Origin of the sequence: Stenotrophomonas sp. PvP093 (assembly GCF_017876915.1) — a bacterium.
In the GTDB taxonomy this organism is placed as follows: Bacteria; Pseudomonadota; Gammaproteobacteria; order Xanthomonadales; family Xanthomonadaceae; genus Stenotrophomonas; species Stenotrophomonas muris.
Map to the genome: position 1 here is coordinate 3,655,396 of NZ_JAGIOX010000004.1, position 19,309 is coordinate 3,674,704.

The 19,309-nt window shown below is 67.4% G+C and carries 19 protein-coding genes and 2 pseudogenes; 11 read left to right on the forward strand and 10 right to left on the reverse strand.

Going from position 1 to position 19,309, the window contains the following annotated elements; translation table 11 throughout:
• Position 1: 1 nt before the first annotated feature.
• The 5 genes from ptsP to J3A72_RS19725 all read left to right on the forward strand — a co-directional run bounded on the left by ptsP (position 2) and on the right by J3A72_RS19725 (position 5,268).
• Positions 2-1,771, forward strand: a complete 1,770-nt coding sequence (gene ptsP / locus J3A72_RS19705) for a phosphoenolpyruvate--protein phosphotransferase (RefSeq protein WP_032958484.1) — start codon at positions 2-4, stop codon at positions 1,769-1,771.
• 228 nt (positions 1,772-1,999) lie between these two features.
• A complete protein-coding gene (mgtE, locus tag J3A72_RS19710; protein WP_008266103.1) occupies positions 2,000-3,361 on the forward strand; it encodes a magnesium transporter in 1,362 nt (453 codons plus the stop codon).
• Between the two features lie 105 nt (positions 3,362-3,466).
• Positions 3,467-3,733, forward strand: coding sequence for a hypothetical protein (locus tag J3A72_RS19715; protein ID WP_049405333.1), 267 nt, complete (start codon positions 3,467-3,469; stop codon positions 3,731-3,733).
• 71 nt (positions 3,734-3,804) lie between these two features.
• Positions 3,805-4,605 carry a prolyl oligopeptidase family serine peptidase gene (locus J3A72_RS19720; protein ID WP_080469254.1) on the forward strand — a complete coding sequence of 267 codons (801 nt, stop codon included), beginning with the start codon at positions 3,805-3,807 and terminating at the stop codon, positions 4,603-4,605.
• Positions 4,606-4,776: 171 nt separating this feature from the next.
• Positions 4,777-5,268, forward strand: coding sequence for a transposase (locus J3A72_RS19725; protein WP_069117530.1), 492 nt, complete (start codon positions 4,777-4,779; stop codon positions 5,266-5,268).
• A gap of 92 nt (positions 5,269-5,360) precedes the next feature.
• Here the strand turns inward: J3A72_RS19725 and J3A72_RS19730 are convergent, their stop codons facing one another.
• Genes J3A72_RS19730 through J3A72_RS19740 form a run of 3 tightly spaced genes read right to left on the reverse strand, consistent with a single transcriptional unit; the run spans position 5,361 to position 7,380 of the window.
• Entirely contained in the window at positions 5,361-6,311 is a 951-nt protein-coding gene (locus J3A72_RS19730) for an aspartate carbamoyltransferase catalytic subunit (protein ID WP_014646226.1), read from the reverse strand.
• 15 nt (positions 6,312-6,326) lie between these two features.
• Entirely contained in the window at positions 6,327-6,821 is a 495-nt protein-coding gene (ruvX, locus tag J3A72_RS19735) for a Holliday junction resolvase RuvX (protein ID WP_075075575.1), read from the reverse strand.
• Positions 6,814-7,380 (reverse strand): YqgE/AlgH family protein, encoded by a 567-nt coding sequence (locus tag J3A72_RS19740; RefSeq protein ID WP_014646224.1) that lies wholly within the window; start codon positions 7,378-7,380, stop codon positions 6,814-6,816. The genes ruvX and J3A72_RS19740 overlap by 8 nt, the downstream gene beginning before the upstream one ends.
• A 91-nt stretch (positions 7,381-7,471) precedes the next feature.
• Here J3A72_RS19740 and J3A72_RS19745 point away from each other — a divergent pair, with 91 nt between their 5' ends.
• Both J3A72_RS19745 and J3A72_RS19750 read left to right on the forward strand, forming a co-directional pair.
• Positions 7,472-9,259 carry a DUF4153 domain-containing protein gene (locus J3A72_RS19745; RefSeq protein WP_075075574.1) on the forward strand — a complete coding sequence of 596 codons (1,788 nt, stop codon included), beginning with the start codon at positions 7,472-7,474 and terminating at the stop codon, positions 9,257-9,259.
• On the forward strand, positions 9,256-9,801 hold the full coding sequence (locus tag J3A72_RS19750; RefSeq protein ID WP_069117534.1) for a DNA-3-methyladenine glycosylase I: 546 nt from the start codon (positions 9,256-9,258) through the stop codon (positions 9,799-9,801). Before J3A72_RS19745 ends, J3A72_RS19750 begins: the two co-directional genes overlap by 4 nt.
• Positions 9,802-9,861: 60 nt before the next feature.
• Here J3A72_RS19750 and J3A72_RS19755 read toward each other — a convergent pair.
• Together J3A72_RS19755 and J3A72_RS19760 are read right to left on the reverse strand one after the other, a co-directional pair.
• A pseudogene (locus J3A72_RS19755) lies at positions 9,862-10,567 on the reverse strand (YitT family protein).
• A 110-nt stretch (positions 10,568-10,677) separates the two neighbouring features.
• Positions 10,678-10,890, reverse strand: coding sequence for a DUF4287 domain-containing protein (locus J3A72_RS19760; protein ID WP_075075573.1), 213 nt, complete (start codon positions 10,888-10,890; stop codon positions 10,678-10,680).
• A gap of 298 nt (positions 10,891-11,188) precedes the next feature.
• Between J3A72_RS19760 and J3A72_RS19765 the strand changes: the two genes are divergently transcribed.
• A complete protein-coding gene (locus tag J3A72_RS19765) occupies positions 11,189-12,085 on the forward strand; it encodes a LysR family transcriptional regulator (protein WP_014646219.1) in 897 nt (298 codons plus the stop codon).
• Positions 12,086-12,147: 62 nt separating this feature from the next.
• Here the strand turns inward: J3A72_RS19765 and J3A72_RS19770 are convergent, their stop codons facing one another.
• The 3 genes from J3A72_RS19770 to J3A72_RS19780 all read right to left on the reverse strand — a co-directional run bounded on the left by J3A72_RS19770 (position 12,148) and on the right by J3A72_RS19780 (position 15,532).
• Positions 12,148-13,131 (reverse strand): aldo/keto reductase, encoded by a 984-nt coding sequence (locus J3A72_RS19770; protein WP_049405029.1) that lies wholly within the window; start codon positions 13,129-13,131, stop codon positions 12,148-12,150.
• 121 nt (positions 13,132-13,252) lie between these two features.
• On the reverse strand, positions 13,253-14,395 hold the full coding sequence (locus tag J3A72_RS19775; protein WP_014036222.1) for a PilT/PilU family type 4a pilus ATPase: 1,143 nt from the start codon (positions 14,393-14,395) through the stop codon (positions 13,253-13,255).
• Positions 14,396-14,494: 99 nt separating this feature from the next.
• Positions 14,495-15,532: a type IV pilus twitching motility protein PilT gene (locus J3A72_RS19780; protein ID WP_004147099.1), complete on the reverse strand. Its 1,038-nt coding sequence runs from the start codon at positions 15,530-15,532 to the stop codon at positions 14,495-14,497.
• Between the two features lie 87 nt (positions 15,533-15,619).
• On the opposite strand from J3A72_RS19780, the gene J3A72_RS19785 reads away from it, so the two are divergent.
• Positions 15,620-16,297 (forward strand): YggS family pyridoxal phosphate-dependent enzyme, encoded by a 678-nt coding sequence (locus J3A72_RS19785; protein ID WP_032958502.1) that lies wholly within the window; start codon positions 15,620-15,622, stop codon positions 16,295-16,297.
• A gap of 18 nt (positions 16,298-16,315) precedes the next feature.
• Entirely contained in the window at positions 16,316-17,137 is an 822-nt protein-coding gene (proC, locus tag J3A72_RS19790; protein WP_014646216.1) for a pyrroline-5-carboxylate reductase, read from the forward strand.
• A 59-nt stretch (positions 17,138-17,196) separates the two neighbouring features.
• Here proC and J3A72_RS19795 read toward each other — a convergent pair whose 3' ends face one another.
• On the reverse strand, positions 17,197-18,072 hold the full coding sequence (locus tag J3A72_RS19795) for a LysR family transcriptional regulator (RefSeq protein ID WP_014646215.1): 876 nt from the start codon (positions 18,070-18,072) through the stop codon (positions 17,197-17,199).
• Positions 18,073-18,143: 71 nt separating this feature from the next.
• On the opposite strand from J3A72_RS19795, the pseudogene J3A72_RS19800 reads away from it, so the two are divergent.
• Positions 18,144-18,773 (forward strand): annotated as a pseudogene (locus tag J3A72_RS19800) (short chain dehydrogenase); the annotation flags it as partial.
• A 72-nt stretch (positions 18,774-18,845) separates the two neighbouring features.
• Here J3A72_RS19800 and soxR read toward each other — a convergent pair.
• Entirely contained in the window at positions 18,846-19,280 is a 435-nt protein-coding gene (gene soxR / locus J3A72_RS19805; protein ID WP_069117543.1) for a redox-sensitive transcriptional activator SoxR, read from the reverse strand.
• Positions 19,281-19,309 lie beyond the last annotated feature (29 nt).

Genomic DNA, 19,309 nt, shown 5'->3' on the forward strand with positions numbered 1-19,309 from the left:
CGTGCCACGCGCACGCGCCGGCCAGCTCCCTTCCGGCCAACGGCCGGTACAGCTGTTGGCCGGCCATGGCGCGGCGCGCGGAACGGCGATGGGCCGGGCGCGCGTGCGACTGCCGCATGCACTGGAAGTGGCCGAGCAACGCGTGGCCGCCCACCAGGTCGAGGCCGAACTGGCCCGCCTGCACCGTGCGCTGGATGCCGCGCGTACGGAAATGCACGAACTGCGTCAGCGCCTGCATGGCGCACTGAACCAGGAAGTGGGCGAGTTCCTCGACCTGCACGCGTTGCTGCTGGACGACCCCGAGCTGCTGTATGGCCTGGACGAACTGATCCGCAGCGGCCCGTACAGTGCCGGCTACGCGCTGCGCCTGCAGCGTGACCGCCTGGCCAAGGTCTTCGATGGCATGGACGATGCCTACCTGAAGAGCCGCATGGACGATCTCGACCATGTGATCGGCCGCATCCACGCCTTCCTGCAACCCGAACGCCCGCCGGTGATGAAGGGCCTGGCCGGCGAGATCCTGGTCTGCGACAACATCGCCCCATCCGAACTGGCGCAGCTGCAGGCGCAGGGCGTGGTCGGCATCGTCACCGCCGCCGGCAGCGCGCTGTCGCACAGCGCGATCCTGGCGCGCAGCCTGCACCTGCCCCTGATCGTCAATGTGCCGCAACTGCTCAGCCGCGTCGCCGACGGCGACGTGCTGATCATCGACGGTGCCGACGGCAGCATCACCGTCAACCCGCTGGCCGACAACCTGCGTGACTACCGCGCACGCCTGAAGGAACACGCGCGCGAGCAGCGCGAGCTTGGCCGCCTGCGCAGCAAGCCCAGCCGTACCCGCGACCAGGTCGACATTGCCCTGCTGGCCAATGCCGAATCGCTGGAGGACGTCACCCAGGCGCATGCGCTGGGCGCGCAGGGGCTGGGCCTGTACCGCACCGAATTCCTGTTCCTGCAGCGCAACGAGCTGCCGGACGAAGAAGAACAGTTCCAGACCTACCGTGATGCCGCACTGGGCATGAGCGGCCGGCCGGTGACCATCCGCACGCTCGACCTGGGTGCGGACAAGGCCGATCGTACCGGCCTGACCCTGAGCAACGAAGAGAACCCGGCACTGGGCCTGCGCGGCGTGCGCCTGTCGCTGGCACGGCCCAAGGTGGCCGACACCCAGCTGCGCGCGATCCTGCGCGCCTCGGCCTACGGCAAGCTGCGCGTGCTGGTGCCGATGGTCAGCACCCGCGAGGAACTGCTGGCGGTGCGCCGGCGCATGCTCAAGCTGAGCGAACAGCTGCGCAGCGAAGGCCATATGGTGTCCGAGCACGTGCCGCTGGGCGCGATGATCGAAGTCCCGGCGGCGGCATTGGCGCTGGAGAGTTTCATCGATCTGGTCGATTTCCTGTCGATCGGCACCAACGACCTGGTGCAGTACCTGCTGGCCGCCGACCGCAACAACGAGGCGCTGGGTGAGTTGTATTCACCGTTGCACCCGGCGGTGCTGCGGCTGTTGCAGATGGTGATCGAGACCGGCGCACGCCACCGCATTCCGGTGGCGGTCTGCGGCGAGATGGCCGGTGATGCGCGGATGACCCCGTTGCTGCTGGCGCTGGGCCTGAGCGAGTTCAGCCTGCATCCCGGTACGTTGCTGGAGGTGCGCCGCGCCATCCGCGAAGCCGATCTGGGTGCGCTGCGCGCCCGTGCCCCGAAGCTGCTGGCCGCGCGCGACCGCCGCGCCATCGAACGCTGGCTGGCGCTGGTGGCCGATACGCCCTGACACCACCCGCTCGCCGGGCATGCACGCCTGGGGTCAGATCCCTTTCCCGCGGGAAAAGGGATCTGGCCCCGTCTCGTTGAAGGCCAAGAGGTTGCCGGCCAGCGGCCGGCACTACCGCCACCCGGCGACTATGCGCTGAAACATCCCCTTGCGATAATGACGCGCTGAACACCCCTGTTGCCGCATCCTTGCCGGGATCGCGGCTTTTCTTATCCCGCGGGAGCTGCGATGGCTGAAGCTGTACGCCACGACAAGACTGCGCGCCAACTGCGGATGTTGTCTGATGCACTGGACAGCGGCCGGCTGGGCCCGGTACGTCGGCTGGTCAACACCCTGGCCCCGGCCGAGATCGGCAACCTGCTTGAATCGCTGCCGCCGGGCAAGCGCGAGGTGGTGTGGGGCCTGGTTGATCCGGAAGATGACGGCGAGGTGCTGGTCCACGTCGGCGAAGACGTGCGCGAGAGCCTGCTCGCGGACATGGACCCGGACGAGATCATCGCCGCGGTCGAAGACCTGGACATCGACGACCTGGCCGACCTGGTCGAAGACCTGCCCGATACGGTCATCGACGAGGTCCTCAAGTCGATGGACCGCGAGAACCGCGAGCGCCTGGAGCAGGTGCTGTCCTATCCCGAGGACAGCGCCGGCCGCCTGATGAACCCGGACGTGGTGACCGTGCGCGCCGACGTCAATGTCGACGTGGTGCTGCGCTACCTGCGCCTGCGCGGCGAACTGCCGGACCATACCGATCACCTGTTCGTGGTCAGCCGGCGCCATCAGTACCTCGGCCGGGTGTCGCTGGCGGCACTGGTGACCCACGAGGACACCACCCCGATCAACCGCCTGATCGACGACGAGCAGCCGGCCATTGACGTCGGCGAGAGCGACCAGGAGGTCGCCCGCCAGTTCTCCGACCATGACTGGATCTCCGCGCCGGTGGTGGACGACAACAACATCCTGATCGGCCGCATCACCATCGATGACGTGGTCGACATCATCCGTGGCCAGGCCGAGCACCAGGCACTGGGCGCCGCCGGCCTGGACGAGGACGAAGACCTGTTCAGCCCGGTCTGGCGCGCCATGCGCCGGCGCTTGATGTGGCTGTCGGTGAACCTGTGCACCGCCTTCCTGGCCTCCAGCGTGGTCGGCCACTTCGAAGGCACCATCGACAAGCTGGTGGCGCTGGCCGTGCTGATGCCGATCGTGGCGGGCCTGGGCGGCAATGCCGGTACCCAGGTGCTGGCGCTGATGGTGCGCGGCCTGGCACTGGGCCAGGTAGGCGCGTCCAACGCGCGCACGCTGCTGTGGAAGGAGGTGCGGGTCGCCTTGTTGAACGGCGTGATGCTGGGTTCCGTGCTGGGGCTGATCGTGCTGGCCTGGTTCCACTCGCCCGGGCTGTCGGCGGTGATCGCCATCGCGCTGACCTGCAACCTGCTGTTCGCCGCACTGGCCGGCGTGCTGGTGCCACTGACCCTGAAACGCTTCGGCTTCGACCCGGCGCTGGCCAGCGGCATCTTCCTGACCGCCGTGACCGACTCGATGGGCTTCTTCACCTTCCTCGGCCTGGCCACGCTGGTGCTGCTGCACTGAACCCTGCAGGGTCCGATCCCCGCCGCGCGGAGTTCCGACCCACGCCAAAACCCAGGGTCGGATCTCCGCTGCGCGGGGCTCTGACCCGTTTCCAACTGGACACCCATGGCCACCACGATCGAAAACTACTTCCAGCCCGGCTGGCGCGACCAGCAGCACACCTGCCCGGCCTGCGAATGGAAGGGCAGCTCGCGTGCCATGGAGATGGAGCTGGACGAGGACGCCACCGAGTACGCCTGCCCGGTCTGCGAGAACCCGCTGCTGGTGGTGCTGCATCCGGACATCGCGCAGGTGCAGGCGGCCGCCGCCGACGGCAATGCCGAAGCGCAGGAGCAGCTGGACATCATTGCCAGTTTCCCGCGACCGGAGTGACGCGCCGCACGATGCCGCGTTGACCTGCGGCGGGCTAGGATGCAGCTGACCCTGCCGCCCCGGGAAATCCCATGGTCCGATCGATGTCGCGCTGGCTGCCGCTGCTGGCCTTTCTGATGATGAGCGGTTGCACTTCGCTGCCGGACAGCGCGCGCGGCCGCTTCGAGGGCCGCGCAGTGAAGGTGGACGGCGAGACCGCCTACTACCAGGTGTTCATTCCGGCCGGCGTTCAGGCCACCGCTCCCACCAGACTCCCGGTCATCCTGTTCCTGCACGGCTCCGGCGAGCGTGGCGGCGACGGTGTCAAGCAGACCCATGCGGGGCTGGGGCCGCACCTGCGCAGGCACGCGGCCGACTTCCCCGCATTGGCCGTATTCCCCCAGGTGCCGGGCCACCAGGAATGGAGCGGGCGCAACAACCGCGTTGCGCTGGCCGCCCTGGACGCCACCATCGCCGAGTTCGGTGCCGATCGCTCACGGCAGTACCTGACCGGGATGTCGATGGGCGGCTATGGGAGCTGGAACATCGCGCTGGATGACCCCGGGCGCTTCGCCGCGATCGTGCCCGTGTGCGGCGCGGTGCTAGCGCCACGCGCGGTGCGCCCGACCCTGTTCGTCGAGCAGGTCGCCCAGGAAACCGATCCGTATGCGGCCATCGCCCAGCGCCTGAGAGGCACGCCGATCTGGATCTTCCACGGTGCGCTGGATGATGTAGTGCCACCGGACGACGATCGCAGACTGCACGCCGCATTCCGGAGCGCCGCTGCACGCGACGTGCGCTACACCGAGTACCCGGAAGGCAACCACAATGCCTGGGACGCCACCTACGCCGACCCGGCGATGTGGGCATGGCTGTTCGCGCAGAAGCGCTGAGCCGCAGCTTCAGTAGTTGCCAACCTTGGTTGGCATTGACTGCCCTGGTAGTTGCCAACCTTGGTTGGCACTGACTGCTCTGGCAGTTGCCAACCTTGGTTGGCACTGGCCTACCTGAAACCAACCCATTCCCCGATGTTCACTGGAAGCAGGCCCGTCCATGCTTGCTCCATGCAGAACACACGTCTCCTGCTCGGTCGTCGCTCCAGCATCGGCCTCAGCTATATCCTCACCACCGTCGTCCATGACCGCGCGCCGCTCTTCACCAACGCCGCAGCGGCCGCCTTGGCAGTCCGCGAATTCCAGCGACTGGATCAGGAAGGCTTCACCCGCTCGATTGCGTACGTGGTCATGCCCGACCACATCCACTGGCTGGTCGAACTGCGTGCGGGAACGCTGGAAACCGTCATGAAGCGTTTCAAGTCGCGCACAGCCCAGCAGGCAAACCGGTTGCTGGGGCGAGTCGGGCGCTTCTGGCAGGCCTGCTATCACGATCATGCGATCCGCTCTGACGAATCGTTGCACCGGCATGCGATGTACCTGATGGGAAATCCGATCAGGGCCGGACTGGCGACGCGGCTTGGGCAATATCCCCATGCATGGTGCGAATGGGAGCTTGGGGCTTCGTGTGATCCGCTCGACAACTTGGGCGCGGATGGATAGTGCCAACCAAGGTTGGCATCTACCAGAGCGGTGCGCGGACAAGCCGCGCGGCAAGTGTGTCAACCAAGGTTGACACCTACCAGAGCGGGTGGTCAGCCCAGCAGGGTTTCCAGCACGGCCATGCGCACGGCGACGCCGTTGGCGACCTGGCGCAGCACCCACGACTGCGGGCCGTCGGCCACGTCGTCGGTCACTTCCACGCCGCGGTTGATCGGGCCCGGGTGCAGCACCGCAGCATCCTTGCCGGCGCGCGCCAGGCGCTCGCGGGTCAGGCCGTACTGGGCGTGGTACTGCTCCAGCGACGGCACCAGGCCTTCTTCCATGCGCTCGCGCTGCAGGCGCAGCATCATCAGCGCGTCGACGCCTTCCAGCATCGCGTCGAAATCATCGCCGACCACGCAGCCCTTCAGGGTCTCATCGTCCGGCAGCAGCGACTGCGGGCCGCACACGCGGATCTCACCCACGCCCAGCGTGCGCAGCGCATGCAGGTCGGTGCGGGCCACGCGCGAGTGCTTCACGTCGCCGACGATCACCACTTTCATCTTCGAGAAATCCGGACCCTTGGCCTGGCGCAGGGTCAGCATGTCCAGCAGGCCCTGGGTCGGGTGCGCGCTGCGACCGTCACCGGCGTTGATCAGTGCGGTGCCCTCGCCCGCCGCTTCTGCCAGTGCGGCTACCGCGCCATCCTCCGGGTGGCGCACCACGAAGCCGCGCACGCCCATCGCTTCCAGGTTGCGCAGCGTATCGCAGGCGGTTTCGCCCTTGCGGGTGGACGAGGTCGAGGCATCGAAGTTAAGCACATCGGCGCCCAGGCGCTGCGCGGCCAGCTGGAACGAGCTGCGGGTGCGCGTGGACGGCTCGAAGAACAGCGTGCACACCGCCGAACCGGCCAGCACGTGGCGCTTGTTGCCGACGCGGCCGACTGCGGCATCGCGGATCTGACCTGCCCGGTCAAGCAGCTGCAGCAGGGTCCCGCGCGGCAGGCCCTCCAGGGTCAGCAGGTGGCGCAGGCGTCCGGAGGCATCGATTTGCTGGGCGGTCATGGCGGTGTCGGGCAGTCAGGGAATGGGGATGGCGTCGTCGGGGGACGACAGCCAGCGGTCGATGATCACCGCCGCGGCCACGGCATCGAGGGCGGCCGCATCACGGCGGCGCTTGCGCCCTTCGGCGCGCTCGACGGCGAAGCGGCGGGCGGCCTCGACCGAGCTGGAACGCTCGTCGATCATCACCACCGGCAGCTTGAAACGTTCCCGCAGCTGGCGGGCGAAGCCCTGCGCGCGCTTGCGGTTGGGTTGGTCCTGGCCGTCCAGGGTCAGCGGGTCGCCGACCACCAGGCCGTCGGGCTTCCATTCCTTGAGCAGGCGTTCGATCGCGGTCCAGTCCGGGCCATTGCCGTGCACATCGACCACCGCCACCGCGCGCGCATGCGCAGCGAAGGCACTGCCGATGGCCACGCCGATCCGCCGCGAGCCGACGTCGAAACCCAGAACGGTGCCGTCACGGCGGATCGCCGGGACAGCAGGAGCCGGTACGGGCGTGGCCGGCTCAGACATGGCCGCTGTAGTCGGTCAGCCGGAACAGGTCCACGCCGATGCGCGAGGCCGCACCCTGCCAGCGCTGCTCCAGTGGCAGCTGGAACACCAGCTCGGCATCGGCCGGCACGGTCAGCCAGCTGTTCTCGGACAGCTCGCTTTCCAGCTGCCCTGCGCCCCAACCGGCACAGCCGAGGGTGACCACGGCATTGGCCGGGCCTTCGCCACGCGCCATCGCTTCAAGGATGTCACGCGAAGTGGTCAGGTACAGGCCGTCACCCACGATCAGGCTGGAATCCCACGCCCGCGCGTCGTCATGGATGACGAAGCCGCGCTCGGGATGCACCGGGCCGCCGTTGAGCACCATGCGCGCCTGCAGGTCGCCGTCACCGGTGGTGATGTCCATCTGGGCAAGCACTTCACCCAGCGTGTACTCGGAAGGCTGGTTGACCAGCACGCCCATCGCCCCGTTCTCGTCGTGCTGGCAGATCAGCGCGACGCTGCGGGCAAAGGTCGCGTCGAGCAGCGACGGCAGCGCGACGAGGAGGTGATCGGCGAGGGAGGTCGGCGTTACAGGCATGGTCCCATTCTACCTGCTGGGGGCGGGATGGTCGCGCAATGGCGGCGAACCGCGATGGGCTAGGATGGTGCTTTGCCATGGAAGGTCATCGATGCAGTCTTCATCGCCCCTGACCCTGCCGGCACGCAGCGCCATCGTCCTGATTGCCCTGCTGCAGGGTCTGATGCTGTATGCCGCGCAGGAACTGTCCGATGCGTGGCCGTTCCGCGATATCGGCTGGCGCTACTGCTGGTACGCCTGGGTGCTGGCCATTCCCAGCGCGGTGGCGCTGAGCCTGGTCGAGCTGGGCCAGCGCCGCCTGTGGCTGCAGGCCGTGCTCGGCTCGGCGGTGGTGCTGGCGCTGGCCGCCTGGATCGGCTGGAACCTCACTGGCGAGACCGCGCTGGAGTCGAGCGCGCTGCAGTTTCCACTGACCCTGGGCATGGCCGTGGCGGTGTTCGTGGTGCTGCCCTGGTGGCAGTTCCAGCTGCAGCACGGGCACTGGCGCGCCAGCTACCCCGAGCTGTTCGAGCGCGCCTGGCAGAACGGTTTGACCCTCGCCCTGGCGGCACTGTTCACCGGGCTCACCTGGCTGCTGCTGTGGCTGTGGGCGGCGCTGTTCCAGCTGCTGGAGGTCACCGTCTTCCGCGACCTGTTCCGCCACGATGCCTTCATTGCGCTGGCTACCGGCAGCCTGGCCGGGTTCGGCGTGCTGATCGGGCGCACCCAGCACCGCGCGATCCAGATCACCCGCCAGGTGCTGTTCGCGATCTGCCGCGGACTGCTGCCGCTGCTCTCGTTCATCGCCGTATTGTTCGTGCTGAGCCTGCCGCTTACCGGGCTGGAACCGCTGTGGAAGACCCGCTCGGCCGCCAGCCTGCTGCTGGTGCTGTCGCTGTTGCTGGTGACGTTCACCAATGCGGTCTACCAGCAGGGGGACGACACCGCGCCCTACCCCGTCGTGCTGCGCCGTCTGGTTGAAGCCAGCCTGCTGGCGCTGCCGGTCTACGCCGCACTGGCGCTGTACGCACTGGGGCTGCGCGTGGTGCAGTACGGCTGGACCGTGGACCGGTTCTGGGCGGTACTCGTCGCAGTGGCCGTGGCCGGCTATGCCGTGGGCTACGCGCTGGCGGTGCTGCGCCGGCAGCGCCGCTGGTTGCAGATGCTGGAGCCGGTCAACCGCTGGATGTGCTGGGCGGTGCTGGCACTGGCATTGCTGGGCAACTCGCCGCTGCTGGACCCGGTGCGGCTGACCCTGTCCAGCCAGCTGGCGCGCCTGCGTGCCGACCCGCCCGCGATCACCAGCAGTGACGTCAACGTGCTGCGCTTCGATCTTGGCCACCGCGGCGTGCGGGCGCTGCGCGAGCTGCAGCGTGATCCAGCCATCACCGCCGATGCCAACGCGCCACAGGTGATCGCTGCCGCGCTGGCACGTACCTCGCGCTGGGATGACGGCCAGCGCCTCGACAAGGGGCCGCAGGACGTCGTCGCCCTGCAGCGCGCGTTGAAGCTGGCCACGGGATCCAGCTCGCCACCGGACGACTGGTGGCAGGCACTGGCCACGCGCGCGATCGATGGCGAATCCTGCGCCCAGAGCGAGCGCGACTGCCTGATCGTGCATCGCGACCTCGACGGCGATGGTACCGGCGAAGTGCTGCTGTGCGAGCTGTACACCATCCGTGGGCCGGACTGCGTGCTGTACGCACGTGGCAGGGACACCCACTGGCGCCGGGCCGGTTCGCTGTTCGGCACCGCCAGCGGCCAGGCCGAGGCGATCAACCAGGCGCTGCGTGATGGCAAACTCACTCTTGAACCGCCGCGCTGGCCGATGCTGTCCATTGGTGGGCGCCCCGCAGTGGCCATCGATCCCGAACCCGAATCCAGCGAGTCTTCCCCATGAGCGGCTACTGCCTCATCGCCCCGGGCCATCCGGTGCACGACTACTACCACGCCAACGAGTACGGCTTCCCGCAGCGTGACGAGGGCGAACTGTTCGAGCGGCTGGTGCTGGAAATCAACCAGGCCGGGCTGAGCTGGGAGACGATCCTGAAAAAGCGCGAGGGCTTCCGCGCGGCCTATGACGGCTTCGATGTCGACCGCGTGGCGGCCTATGCCGAGCAGGACATCGAGCGCCTGCTATCGGACGCGGGCATCATCCGCAACCGGCTGAAGGTACTGGCCGCCATCCACAACGCGCAGGTGATCCAGCAGCTGCGGGCCAGTCATGGCAGCTTCGCGGCGTGGCTGGATGCGCATCACCCGCGCAGCAAGGCCGACTGGGTGAAGCTGTTCAAGAAGACCTTCCGCTTCACCGGTGGCGAGATCACCGGCGAGTTCCTGATGAGCCTGGGCTACCTGCCCGGCGCGCACGCCGAGGATTGCCCGGTGCATGCGCGGCTGCTGAAGCTGTCGCCGCCGTGGTTGCAGGCCGCCGCCCGCTGAGGGATCTCCGCGCGTGGATGCCGGTAGTGCCGGCCGCTGGCCGGCAACCCCGTTGAACGGTCACACGCCCATGTAACGGCCGGGGCGGTGGTTGAACATCAGCACCAGGCTGAGCACCACCGCGCCGATGGCCGAGTACAGCACCTTCGATGGCGACAGCACGAAGAACGCGGCTACCATCAGGCAGGCGTCGTAGGACATCTGCACCTTGCCGGCGCTCCAGCCTCGGGTGCGCTGCAGGTATACCGCCAGGATGCCGATGCCGCCCAGGCTGGCGCGGTGGCGGATGAAGAACAGGATGCCGAGGCCGGACAGGGCACCACCGACGATCGCCGAATACAGCGGGTTGATGTGCGAGAAGTCGATCCAGCGCGGCAGCAGGTCGGTCAGCACGCCAGGCGGTGACCGCAGCGAAGGTCTTCAGGGTGAATTCCCAGCCCATGCGCCGCAGCGCCACCCAATAGAACGGCAGGTTGACCAGCACGAACACCAGGCCGAAGGTCCAGCCCATCGCGTAGTGCAGCAGGAAGGCCATGCCCGCCATGCCGCCGATCATCAGCCCGCCCTTGGCGAAGATGGCCAGGCCCAGCGAGGCCACCATCGTGGCCAGCACCATGCCCTGCACGTCCTCGGCGATCGAGTGACGCAGCGCTTTTTCGTCGGCGGTGGTGCCAGCACTGTCGGGCGGCGGGGTCAGCGGACCGGCGGTGACCAGGTGGCCGTCAGCGTCGTCGCACGGCGCGGGGCCATGGGAAGGAAGGGACATGCGGTGGGGGAACAGCAGGTGGGGAGCGGTATTAGACACGATCTGCATGACAGTTGCAGATGAAATCGTTCAGCTGAATGCGCCTCGCACTGCCCCGGGCTCGGCGCTGCTCAGCCCTTGCCGGCCAGATGGTGAGCCACCAGTGCGTTGGCATGGCCATGGCCCAAGCCATGTTCACTCTTCAGGAAGCTGACCAGTTCCATGTGTTTCAGGCCCTTCTTCCCGCCCAGCAACCCGAACCAGTGCGCCACCGGCTGCCCGTAGGTCTTCTCGATGGAGGGGAAATACGAGGCCGGGCCTTTCGGCTTGGTGTCAGTGCTCATGTGCAGCTCCCGTTGAAGTCATTCATTCGACGAACCACAGACGCAGAAATCGACACACCCAAACGTCCGACCCCGCCTCGCCCGACAGGCCGCAGCCAACTGTCGAAGGCGGGGTGGGTCCGGTTGAGGGGGTGTAAGCGGCATGGATGCCGCGACCAAGCCCCCATGGATGGGTTTACGGCGTCCCCCTCAACCGGGCCCACCCCGCCATCTCACGGATAGCCAGTTTTTGAAGTTGACGTGGCCGTTGACGTTGCTTCGGCAGGTGCCGGGCGCAGCCCGGCCGTATCATTCCAGCATGCCCCGCGAAAACCTCAACGACCTGCAGGCCTTCGTCCACGTTGCCCGCGAGGGCAGCTTCACCCGGGCCGCCGCCCAGCTGGGCGTGTCCCAGTCCGCGCTCAGCCATGCCATGCGCGGCCTGGAACAGCGCCTGGGCGTGCGCCTGCTGACCCGTACCACCCGCAGCGTATCGACCACCGAAGCCGGTGCCCGCCTGCTCGACACCCTGGGCCCACGCCTGGCCGAGATCGAGGACGGGCTGGCCGCACTGGCCGAGTACCGCGAACGCCCGGCCGGCACCATCCGCATCAACGCCACCGGCCATGCCGCCGAGTACATCGCTTGGCCGCGGCTGGCGCCGTTGTTGCAGCGTTATCCGGACCTGAAGGTGGAACTGACCACCGACTATGGCCTGGCCGACATCGTCGCCGAGCGCTACGACATCGGCATCCGCCTCGGCGAGCGCCTGGCGCGCGACATGGTCGCGGTGCCGATCAGCCCGCCGCTGCGCATGCGCGTGGTCGGTGCACCCAGCTACTTCCGCCAGCACGTGGTGCCGCAGCATCCGGACGACCTGGCCAAGCACAACTGCGTGACCCTGCGCCTGCCTACGCATGGGGGACTGATGCCGTGGGATTTCGGCCAGGATGGCAACGAACTGAGTGTGCGCGTTGGCGGGCAATGGACGTTCAACACCATGGGCATGACCCGCGCCGCTGCGCTGGCCGGCAGCGGACTGGCCTGGCTGCCGGAAGACCAGGTGCAGCCGATGCTGGACGATGGCCGCCTGCAGTCGGTGCTGGACGACTGGTGCCCGCACTTCGATGGCTACTACGCGTACTACCCGTCGCGCCGCCACGTCACCGTGGCGATGCGCACGGTGCTTGATGCGCTGCGCGGGCCGCTGGGGTGAGGGGCAAGGCGTGCGGACCAACGGTCCGCACCCACCACCAACGGTCCGCACCCAGCTGGTGATCAGCCCTTGGCCTGGGCGGCACGCTGCGCGTTGTAGCGCTCGCCGACGATCGACACTTCGTCCAGCGCCTGTGCGATGCGTTGCAGCTCCTCCGGTGCCAGCTGCAGGTCGGCCGCGCCCAGGTTTTCTTCCAGGCGATGGATCTTGGTGGTGCCTGGGATCGGCACGATCCACGGCGCCTGTGCCAGCAGCCAGGCCAGCGCCACCTGCGCCGGCGTCGCGCCCCGTGCTGCGGCAATCGTACTGATGCGATCCACCAGCGCCTGGTTGGCGCGGCGCGCCTCCACTTCGAAACGCGGAACGCTGTTGCGGAAATCGTTGGCATCGAAGGTGGTGTCGGCATTGATCGTGCCGGTGAGGAAGCCGCGGCCAAGCGGGCTGAATGGCACGAAGCCGATGCCCAGCTCCTGCAGCGTCGGCAACAACTCGCGCTCCGGTTCGCGCCACCATAGCGAGTACTCACTCTGCACGGCGGCAACCGGCTGCACCGCATGCGCGCGGCGCACGGTGGCAGCGCTCGCCTCGGACAGCCCGAAGTGGCCGACCTTGCCTTCGGCGATCAGGTCGCGCACGGTGCCAGCCACATCCTCGATCGGCACGTTCGGGTCGACGCGGTGCTGGTAGAACAGGTCGATATGGTCGGTGCGCAGGCGCTTGAGGCTGGCTTCGGCGACGGCACGGATATTCTCGGGGCGGCTGTCCAGGCCGTCATCGGTGCGCGCGCCCTTGAATCCGAACTTGGTGGCAATCACCAGCCTGTCGCGGTAGGGCGCCAGCGCCCGGCCGAGCAGGTCTTCGTTGGTGTACGGACCATACACCTCGGCGGTGTCGAAGAAGGTCACGCCGCGCTCGACGGCGGCCTGCAGCAGGGCGATGCCCTGGCCCTGCTCCACCGGCTGACCGTAGGCATGGGTCAGGCCCATGCAGCCCAGGCCGAGGGCGGAAACCTTCAGGCCACTGCGGCCCAGTTCGCGTGTCTGCATCGTCGTGCTCCAGAGGGGGAGTGATGACGATACGCCTGTCGTGGCGCTGGATTGAGCCAGCCCGGCCGCAGTCGGTCATGACCGGAATTCATCAATCCAGCCACGACCGATACCGGCCAGGTCAACGGATCTCCGAGATCTCCACGCCGTCCAGCCCCTGCGACAGGGTACGTGCGTCGCCGCCCTGGCTGAGCTTGATGCGCAGGCGCACCTCGTTCTGCGAATCGGCGTAGCGCAGCGCGTCCTCGTAGCTGATCTCGCCGGCCTGGTACAGCTCGAACAGGCTCTGGTCGAAGGTCTTCATGCCCAGCTGGACCGAGTCCTTCATCACTTCCTTCAGCTTGTGGATCTCGCCGTCGCGGATGTAGTCCTGCACCAGCGGCGTGCCCAGCAGGATCTCCATCGCCACCTTGCGCGAGCGGCCATCGGGCGATGGCACCAGCTGTTGCGCGACCACGCCCTTGAGATTCAGCGACAGGTCCATCAGCAGCTGGTTGCGGCGGTCTTCCGGGAAGAAGTTGACGATGCGGTCCATCGCCTGGTTGGCGTTGTTCGCATGCAGGGTGCACAGCACCAGGTGGCCGGTTTCGGCGAACGCGATGGCGTGATCCATGCCTTCGCGGGTACGCACCTCACCGATCATGATCACGTCCGGCGCCTGGCGCAGGGTGTTCTTCAGCGCGGCTTCCCAGCTGTCGGTATCGATGCCGACTTCGCGCTGGGTGATGATGCAGCCCTCGTGCTTGTGCACGAACTCGATCGGGTCTTCGATGGTGATGATGTGGCCGGTCGAGTTCTGGTTGCGGTAACCGATCATCGCTGCCAGCGAGGTCGATTTACCGGTACCGGTGGCGCCGACGAACAGGATGATGCCGCGCTTGGTCATTGCCAGCGTCTTGATGATCGGCGGCAGGCTCAGTTCTTCCACGGTCGGAATGCGCGTCTCGATGCGACGCAGCACCATGCCGACCTGGTTGCGCTGGTAGAAGCAGCTGACGCGGAAGCGGCCGACGCCGGACAGGCCGATGGCGAAGTTGCATTCGTGCGTCTTCTCGAATTCCTCGCGCTGCGCCGGGGTCATCACGTTGAGGACCAGGTCGCGGCTCTGCTGCGGCGTGAGCGGGGTCTGGGTGATCGGCGAGATCTTGCCGTTGACCTTCATCGCCGGCGGCATGCCGGCCGTGATGAACAGGTCCGAGGCGCGCTGGTGCGCCATCAGCTTGAGGAACGAAGTGAAATCGATGGTGGTCGCGGTGCTGTTCACGGCGGGCTCCCAAGAGGGCATGTACCAGGAAACGGTCGGTGGAGGAAACGGCACGGAGACGGCGCCGCACTGGTGCACGCCGCCCGTGGTTGTCCCGCCTTACTCGAACAGGCGCTTGTCCTTGGCGTACTCGCGGGCCTGGTTGCGGGTGATCAGGCTGCGCTTGACCAGGTCCTGCAGGTGCTGGTCCAGGGTCATCATGCCGTACTGCTGGCCGGTCTGGATGGCCGAGTACATCTGCGCCACCTTGTCTTCGCGGATCAGGTTGCGGATGGCCGGGGTGCCGACCATGATTTCCCACGCTGCGGTACGACCGCCGCCAACCTTCTTCAGCAGCGCCTGCGAGATTACCGCACGCAGCGACTCGGACAGCATCGAACGCACCATCGGCTTTTCGCCGGCCGGGAACACGTCGATGATGCGGTCGATGGTCTTGGCCGCCGAGCTGGTGTGCAGGGTTCCGAACACCAGGTGGCCGGTTTCCGCGGCGGTCAGTGCCAGGCGGATGGTTTCCAGGTCGCGAAGTTCGCCCACCAGGATGATGTCCGGGTCCTCACGCAGTGCCGAGCGCAGCGCTTCGTTGAAGCCATGCGTATCGCGGTGCACTTCGCGCTGGTTGATCAGGCACTTCTGCGAGGTGTGCACGAATTCGATCGGATCCTCGACGGTGAGGATGTGGCCGTATTCGTTCTTGTTGATGTAGTCGATCATCGCCGCCAGCGTGGTCGACTTGCCCGAACCGGTGGGACCGGTCACCAGGATCAGGCCCTGCGGTTGCTGGATCACCTCGCGGAACAGCGGCGGGCAGGCCAGGTCCTCGAGGGTGAGCACCTCGGACGGAATGGTACGGAACACCGCACCGGCGCCACGGTTCTGGTTGAACGCGTTCACACGGAAGCGCGCCAGCGACGGGATCTCGAAGGAGAAGTCCACTTCGAGGAATTCCTCGTAATCGCGCCGCTGCTTGTCGGACATGATGTCGTACACCAGCGCATGGACCTGCTTGTGGTCCAGGGCCGGGATGTTGATCCGGCGAACGTCGCCGTCCACGCGGATCATTGGCGGCAGGCCTGCGGACAGGTGCAGGTCGGACGCTTTGTTCTTTACGGAAAACGCCAGCAGTTCGGCGATATCCATGAGCGGCTACTCCCCAATAACGGCTTCGACTGGAAGGATCTTTCCCCGGGCGGCAGTATAGCCTCCTGATTCAACGGAACGCGTTACGTGGCCACTCCCCTGCCCCAGATCCTGAGCAACCTGCATGCCGCCGCCGAGGCGGCCGGCCGGCCCGATCCGCGCCTGCTGGCCGTTTCCAAGACCCAACCGGCCGAGGCCGTGGCTGCGCTGGCCGCGCAGGGCCAGCAGGCCTTCGGCGAGAACTATGTGCAGGAAGCGCTGGCCAAGATGCAGGCGCTGCAGCACCTGGCGCTGGAGTGGCACCTGATCGGCCACCTGCAGTCGAACAAGGCCGAGGCCGTGGCCACCCACTTCGATTGGGTGCAGAGCGTGGACCGGCCCAAGCTGGTGACGGCGCTGGCGCGCCATCGCCCGGCAGCGCGTGGTCCGCTGAATGTGCTGATCCAGGTCAACATCGACGATGAATCCAGCAAGCACGGCTGTGCGCCGGAGGATGTCGAGGTGCTGGCCGCTGCGATTGCCGCCGAGCCCACCCTGCGCCTGCGTGGCCTGATGGCGATTCCCGCGCCATGGCCCGAGGCGGAACGCCGTCGGGATGCGTTCGTGCGCATGCGCACACTTTTCCAGTCGCTGGCCGCCCAGCACGCGCAGGTCGACACGCTGTCGATGGGCATGAGCAGCGACTACGCCGACGCCATCGCCGAGGGCGCCACTTTGGTGCGCATCGGCACCGCCCTGTTCGGCGCGCGTCCTCGCCCGGCCTGATCTTGCAAGGAGAGTTTCATGACAGCTGATTCCATCACCTTCATCGGCGGCGGCAACATGGCGCGCAGCCTGATCGCCGGCCTGATCCGCCAGGGCGTGCCCGCCGCACACATCCACGTGGCCGAACCGGTTGCAGCACTGCGCGAGTCGCTGGCCACCGATTTCGGCGTGCAGGTGCACGACAATGCCGCCGATGCCGCCGCACAGGGCCGCACCTGGCTGCTGGCGGTGAAGCCACAGGTGCTGCGCGAGGTCTGCCAGTCGCTGCAGGCACTGGCCCAGGCAAGCCGGCCACTGGTGGTGTCGATCGCCGCCGGCATCACCAGCGCGCAGCTGGAACGCTGGCTGGGTGGCAACCTGCCGGTGGTGCGTGCAATGCCCAACACGCCGGCCCTGCTCGGCGCCGGCGTGACCGGCCTGTATGCCACGCCGTCGGTGGATGCACAGCAGCGCTCGCAGGCCGAACAGGTATTGGCCAGTGCCGGCCGTACCGTGTGGATCGAGCGCGAGGCGCTGATGGATTCGGTCACTGCCGTGTCCGGCAGCGGGCCGGCCTACGTGTTCCTGCTGGCCGAAGCGATGGAAGCGGCGGGCATTGCCCAGGGCCTGCCGGCCGACGCCGCGCGCACGCTGGTGGTGCAGACCCTGCTGGGCGCCTCGCGCATGCTCGATGAAGCCGGCGAAAGCCCGGCCGAGCTTCGCCGCCGTGTGACCTCGCCGAACGGCACCACCCAGGCCGCGATCGAGAGCTTCCAGGCCGGAGGTTTCGAAGTGCTGGTGGACAACGCGCTGCGTGCTGCGCAGGTGCGCGGGCAGGAATTGTCTGCGGCGAATGATTGATCCCGATGTGTGCCGACCAACGGTCGGCACCTACCATCATCCACGCATGGCGTGGATGCTCATTGCCCAAATGTGGCCATGACGAAATCGACGAAGCACTGCAGCCGCGGGCGCGGCCGTCGATCCGGCAGGTAGATCAGGTGCATCGGTCGCGGTTCGGGCAGGTAGTCGCGCAGCAGCGGCTTCAGGCGCCCTGCTGCAATCTCCCCCGCCAACAGCGCGGTGGGCTGCAACACCAACCCGGCCCCGGCCACGGCGGCTTCGCGCAGCGCGAACCCGTCGTTGCAGGTCAGCCGCGCCTCCCAATCCACCTGTTCACCGTTGGCCAACTGCCAGCCATGGCCACCACGCCAGGCAAGATGGCTCAGGCAATCATGCCCCTGCAGGTCCGCCGGCGTGCGTGGCGTGCCGCGCCTGCGCAGGTAAGACGGCGCCGCGCACAGGCTCATCGCATACGGCGGCAGCGGCCGCGCCACCACCTCCTGCGATGGCAACGGCCCGACCCGGATCGCCACGTCGAAGCCGTCCTCGATCAGGTCCACACGGCGGTTGCTCAGATCCAGTTCGATGTTCAACTGCGGCTGCGCGCGCAGCAGGCCGGCCAGCTGCGGCGCCAGCACGCAGCTGCCCCAGGTGGTCGGCGCACTGACCCGCAGCAGGCCGCGCGGCTGTACCTGCAGACCGGCCACATCGGCCTCGGCCTGCTGCACCTGCTCCAGCACTTGCCGGCAGCCAGCCAGATAGGCGCTGCCGGCTTCGGTCAGGCGCTGGCGGCGGGTGTTCCGTTGCAGCAGCGCGGTGCCCAGATGCGCCTCCAGCTGCTGGATGTACTTGCCCACCATCACCGCCGAGACCTGCAGCTGTTCGGCGGCGCCGGCGAAGCTGCCACGCTCGGCCACGGCAACGAAGGCCTGCATGCATCGAAGGGTATCCATTACTAATCCTTAGTTAGGAATCTGCGAATCATACGCCGCTTACCTAACCCCATTGTGAGGGCGCAGACTGCGCTCACTCCCTTACGCAAGGAACGGCCATGAAGATCCTCCTCGTTGGTGCCAGCGGCACCCTCGGCCAGGCAGTCGCCCGCCAGCTCGGCCAACAGCATCAGATTCTCGCCGCCGGCCGCAGCAGCGGCGAACTGCGCGTGGACCTGACCGATGACGCCAGCGTCGCCGAACTGTTCGCACGTACCGGCCCGGTCGATGCGGTGATTTCCACCGCCGGCAAGCTGCACTTCGGCCCGCTGCAGCAGATGACGCCGGCGCAGTTCAACCTCGGCCTGCAGGACAAACTGCTGGGCCAGGTGAGGCTGGCACTGGCCGCGCAGCATCATCTCAACAGCGGCGGCTCGATCACCCTGACCAGCGGCATCGTCAGCGCACAACCGATCCGCGACGGCGTCAACGCCACCTCGGTGAATGCCGCACTGGAAGGCTTCGTGCGCGCAGCCGCACTGGAGCTGCTGCCGCGCGGCCTGCGCATCAACGTGGTCAGCCCGAACGTACTGATCGAATCGATGGCCGCCTACGGCCCCTACTTCCCGGGCTTCGAGGCGGTAAGCGCACAGCGCGCGGCACTGGCCTTCCAGCGCGCGGTGGAAGGCATCCAGAGCGGCGAAACCATCACGGTCTGGTAAGAAAAAGGGGACGGAGGGGATTAAGTCGCAAGTGCACAAACGACATAATCCCCTCCGTCCCCTTTTTGTCGCTCACTCCCAGCGCATCGGGCCGTCGCCGCGTTCGCCGAGGACGTCGTCGGGATTGGCCAGGCGGCAATGCTGCAGCGACAGGCAGCCACAACCGATGCAGCCGGTCAGTTCGTCGCGCAGCAGCTGCAGCATGTGGATGCGCTCTTCCAGCTCGGTGCGCCAGCGCGCGGACAACCTGGCCCAATCCGCTTTGGTCGGTGCGCGGCCGTCAGGCAGGCTTTCGAAGGCACGGCCGACTGCTTCCAGCGGCATGCCCACCCGCTGCGCCACGCGGATCACCGCCAACCGGCGCAGCACGTCCCGGCTGTAACGCCGTTGGTTGCCCGAGGTGCGCAGGCTGCTGATCAGCCCCTTGCGCTCGTAGAAATGCAGTGCGGAAACGGCCACGCCACTGCGCTGGGAGACCTCGCCAACGCTGAGTTCCTGGGATGCCATTGCTTGACCTCAACTACAGTTGAGGTGGC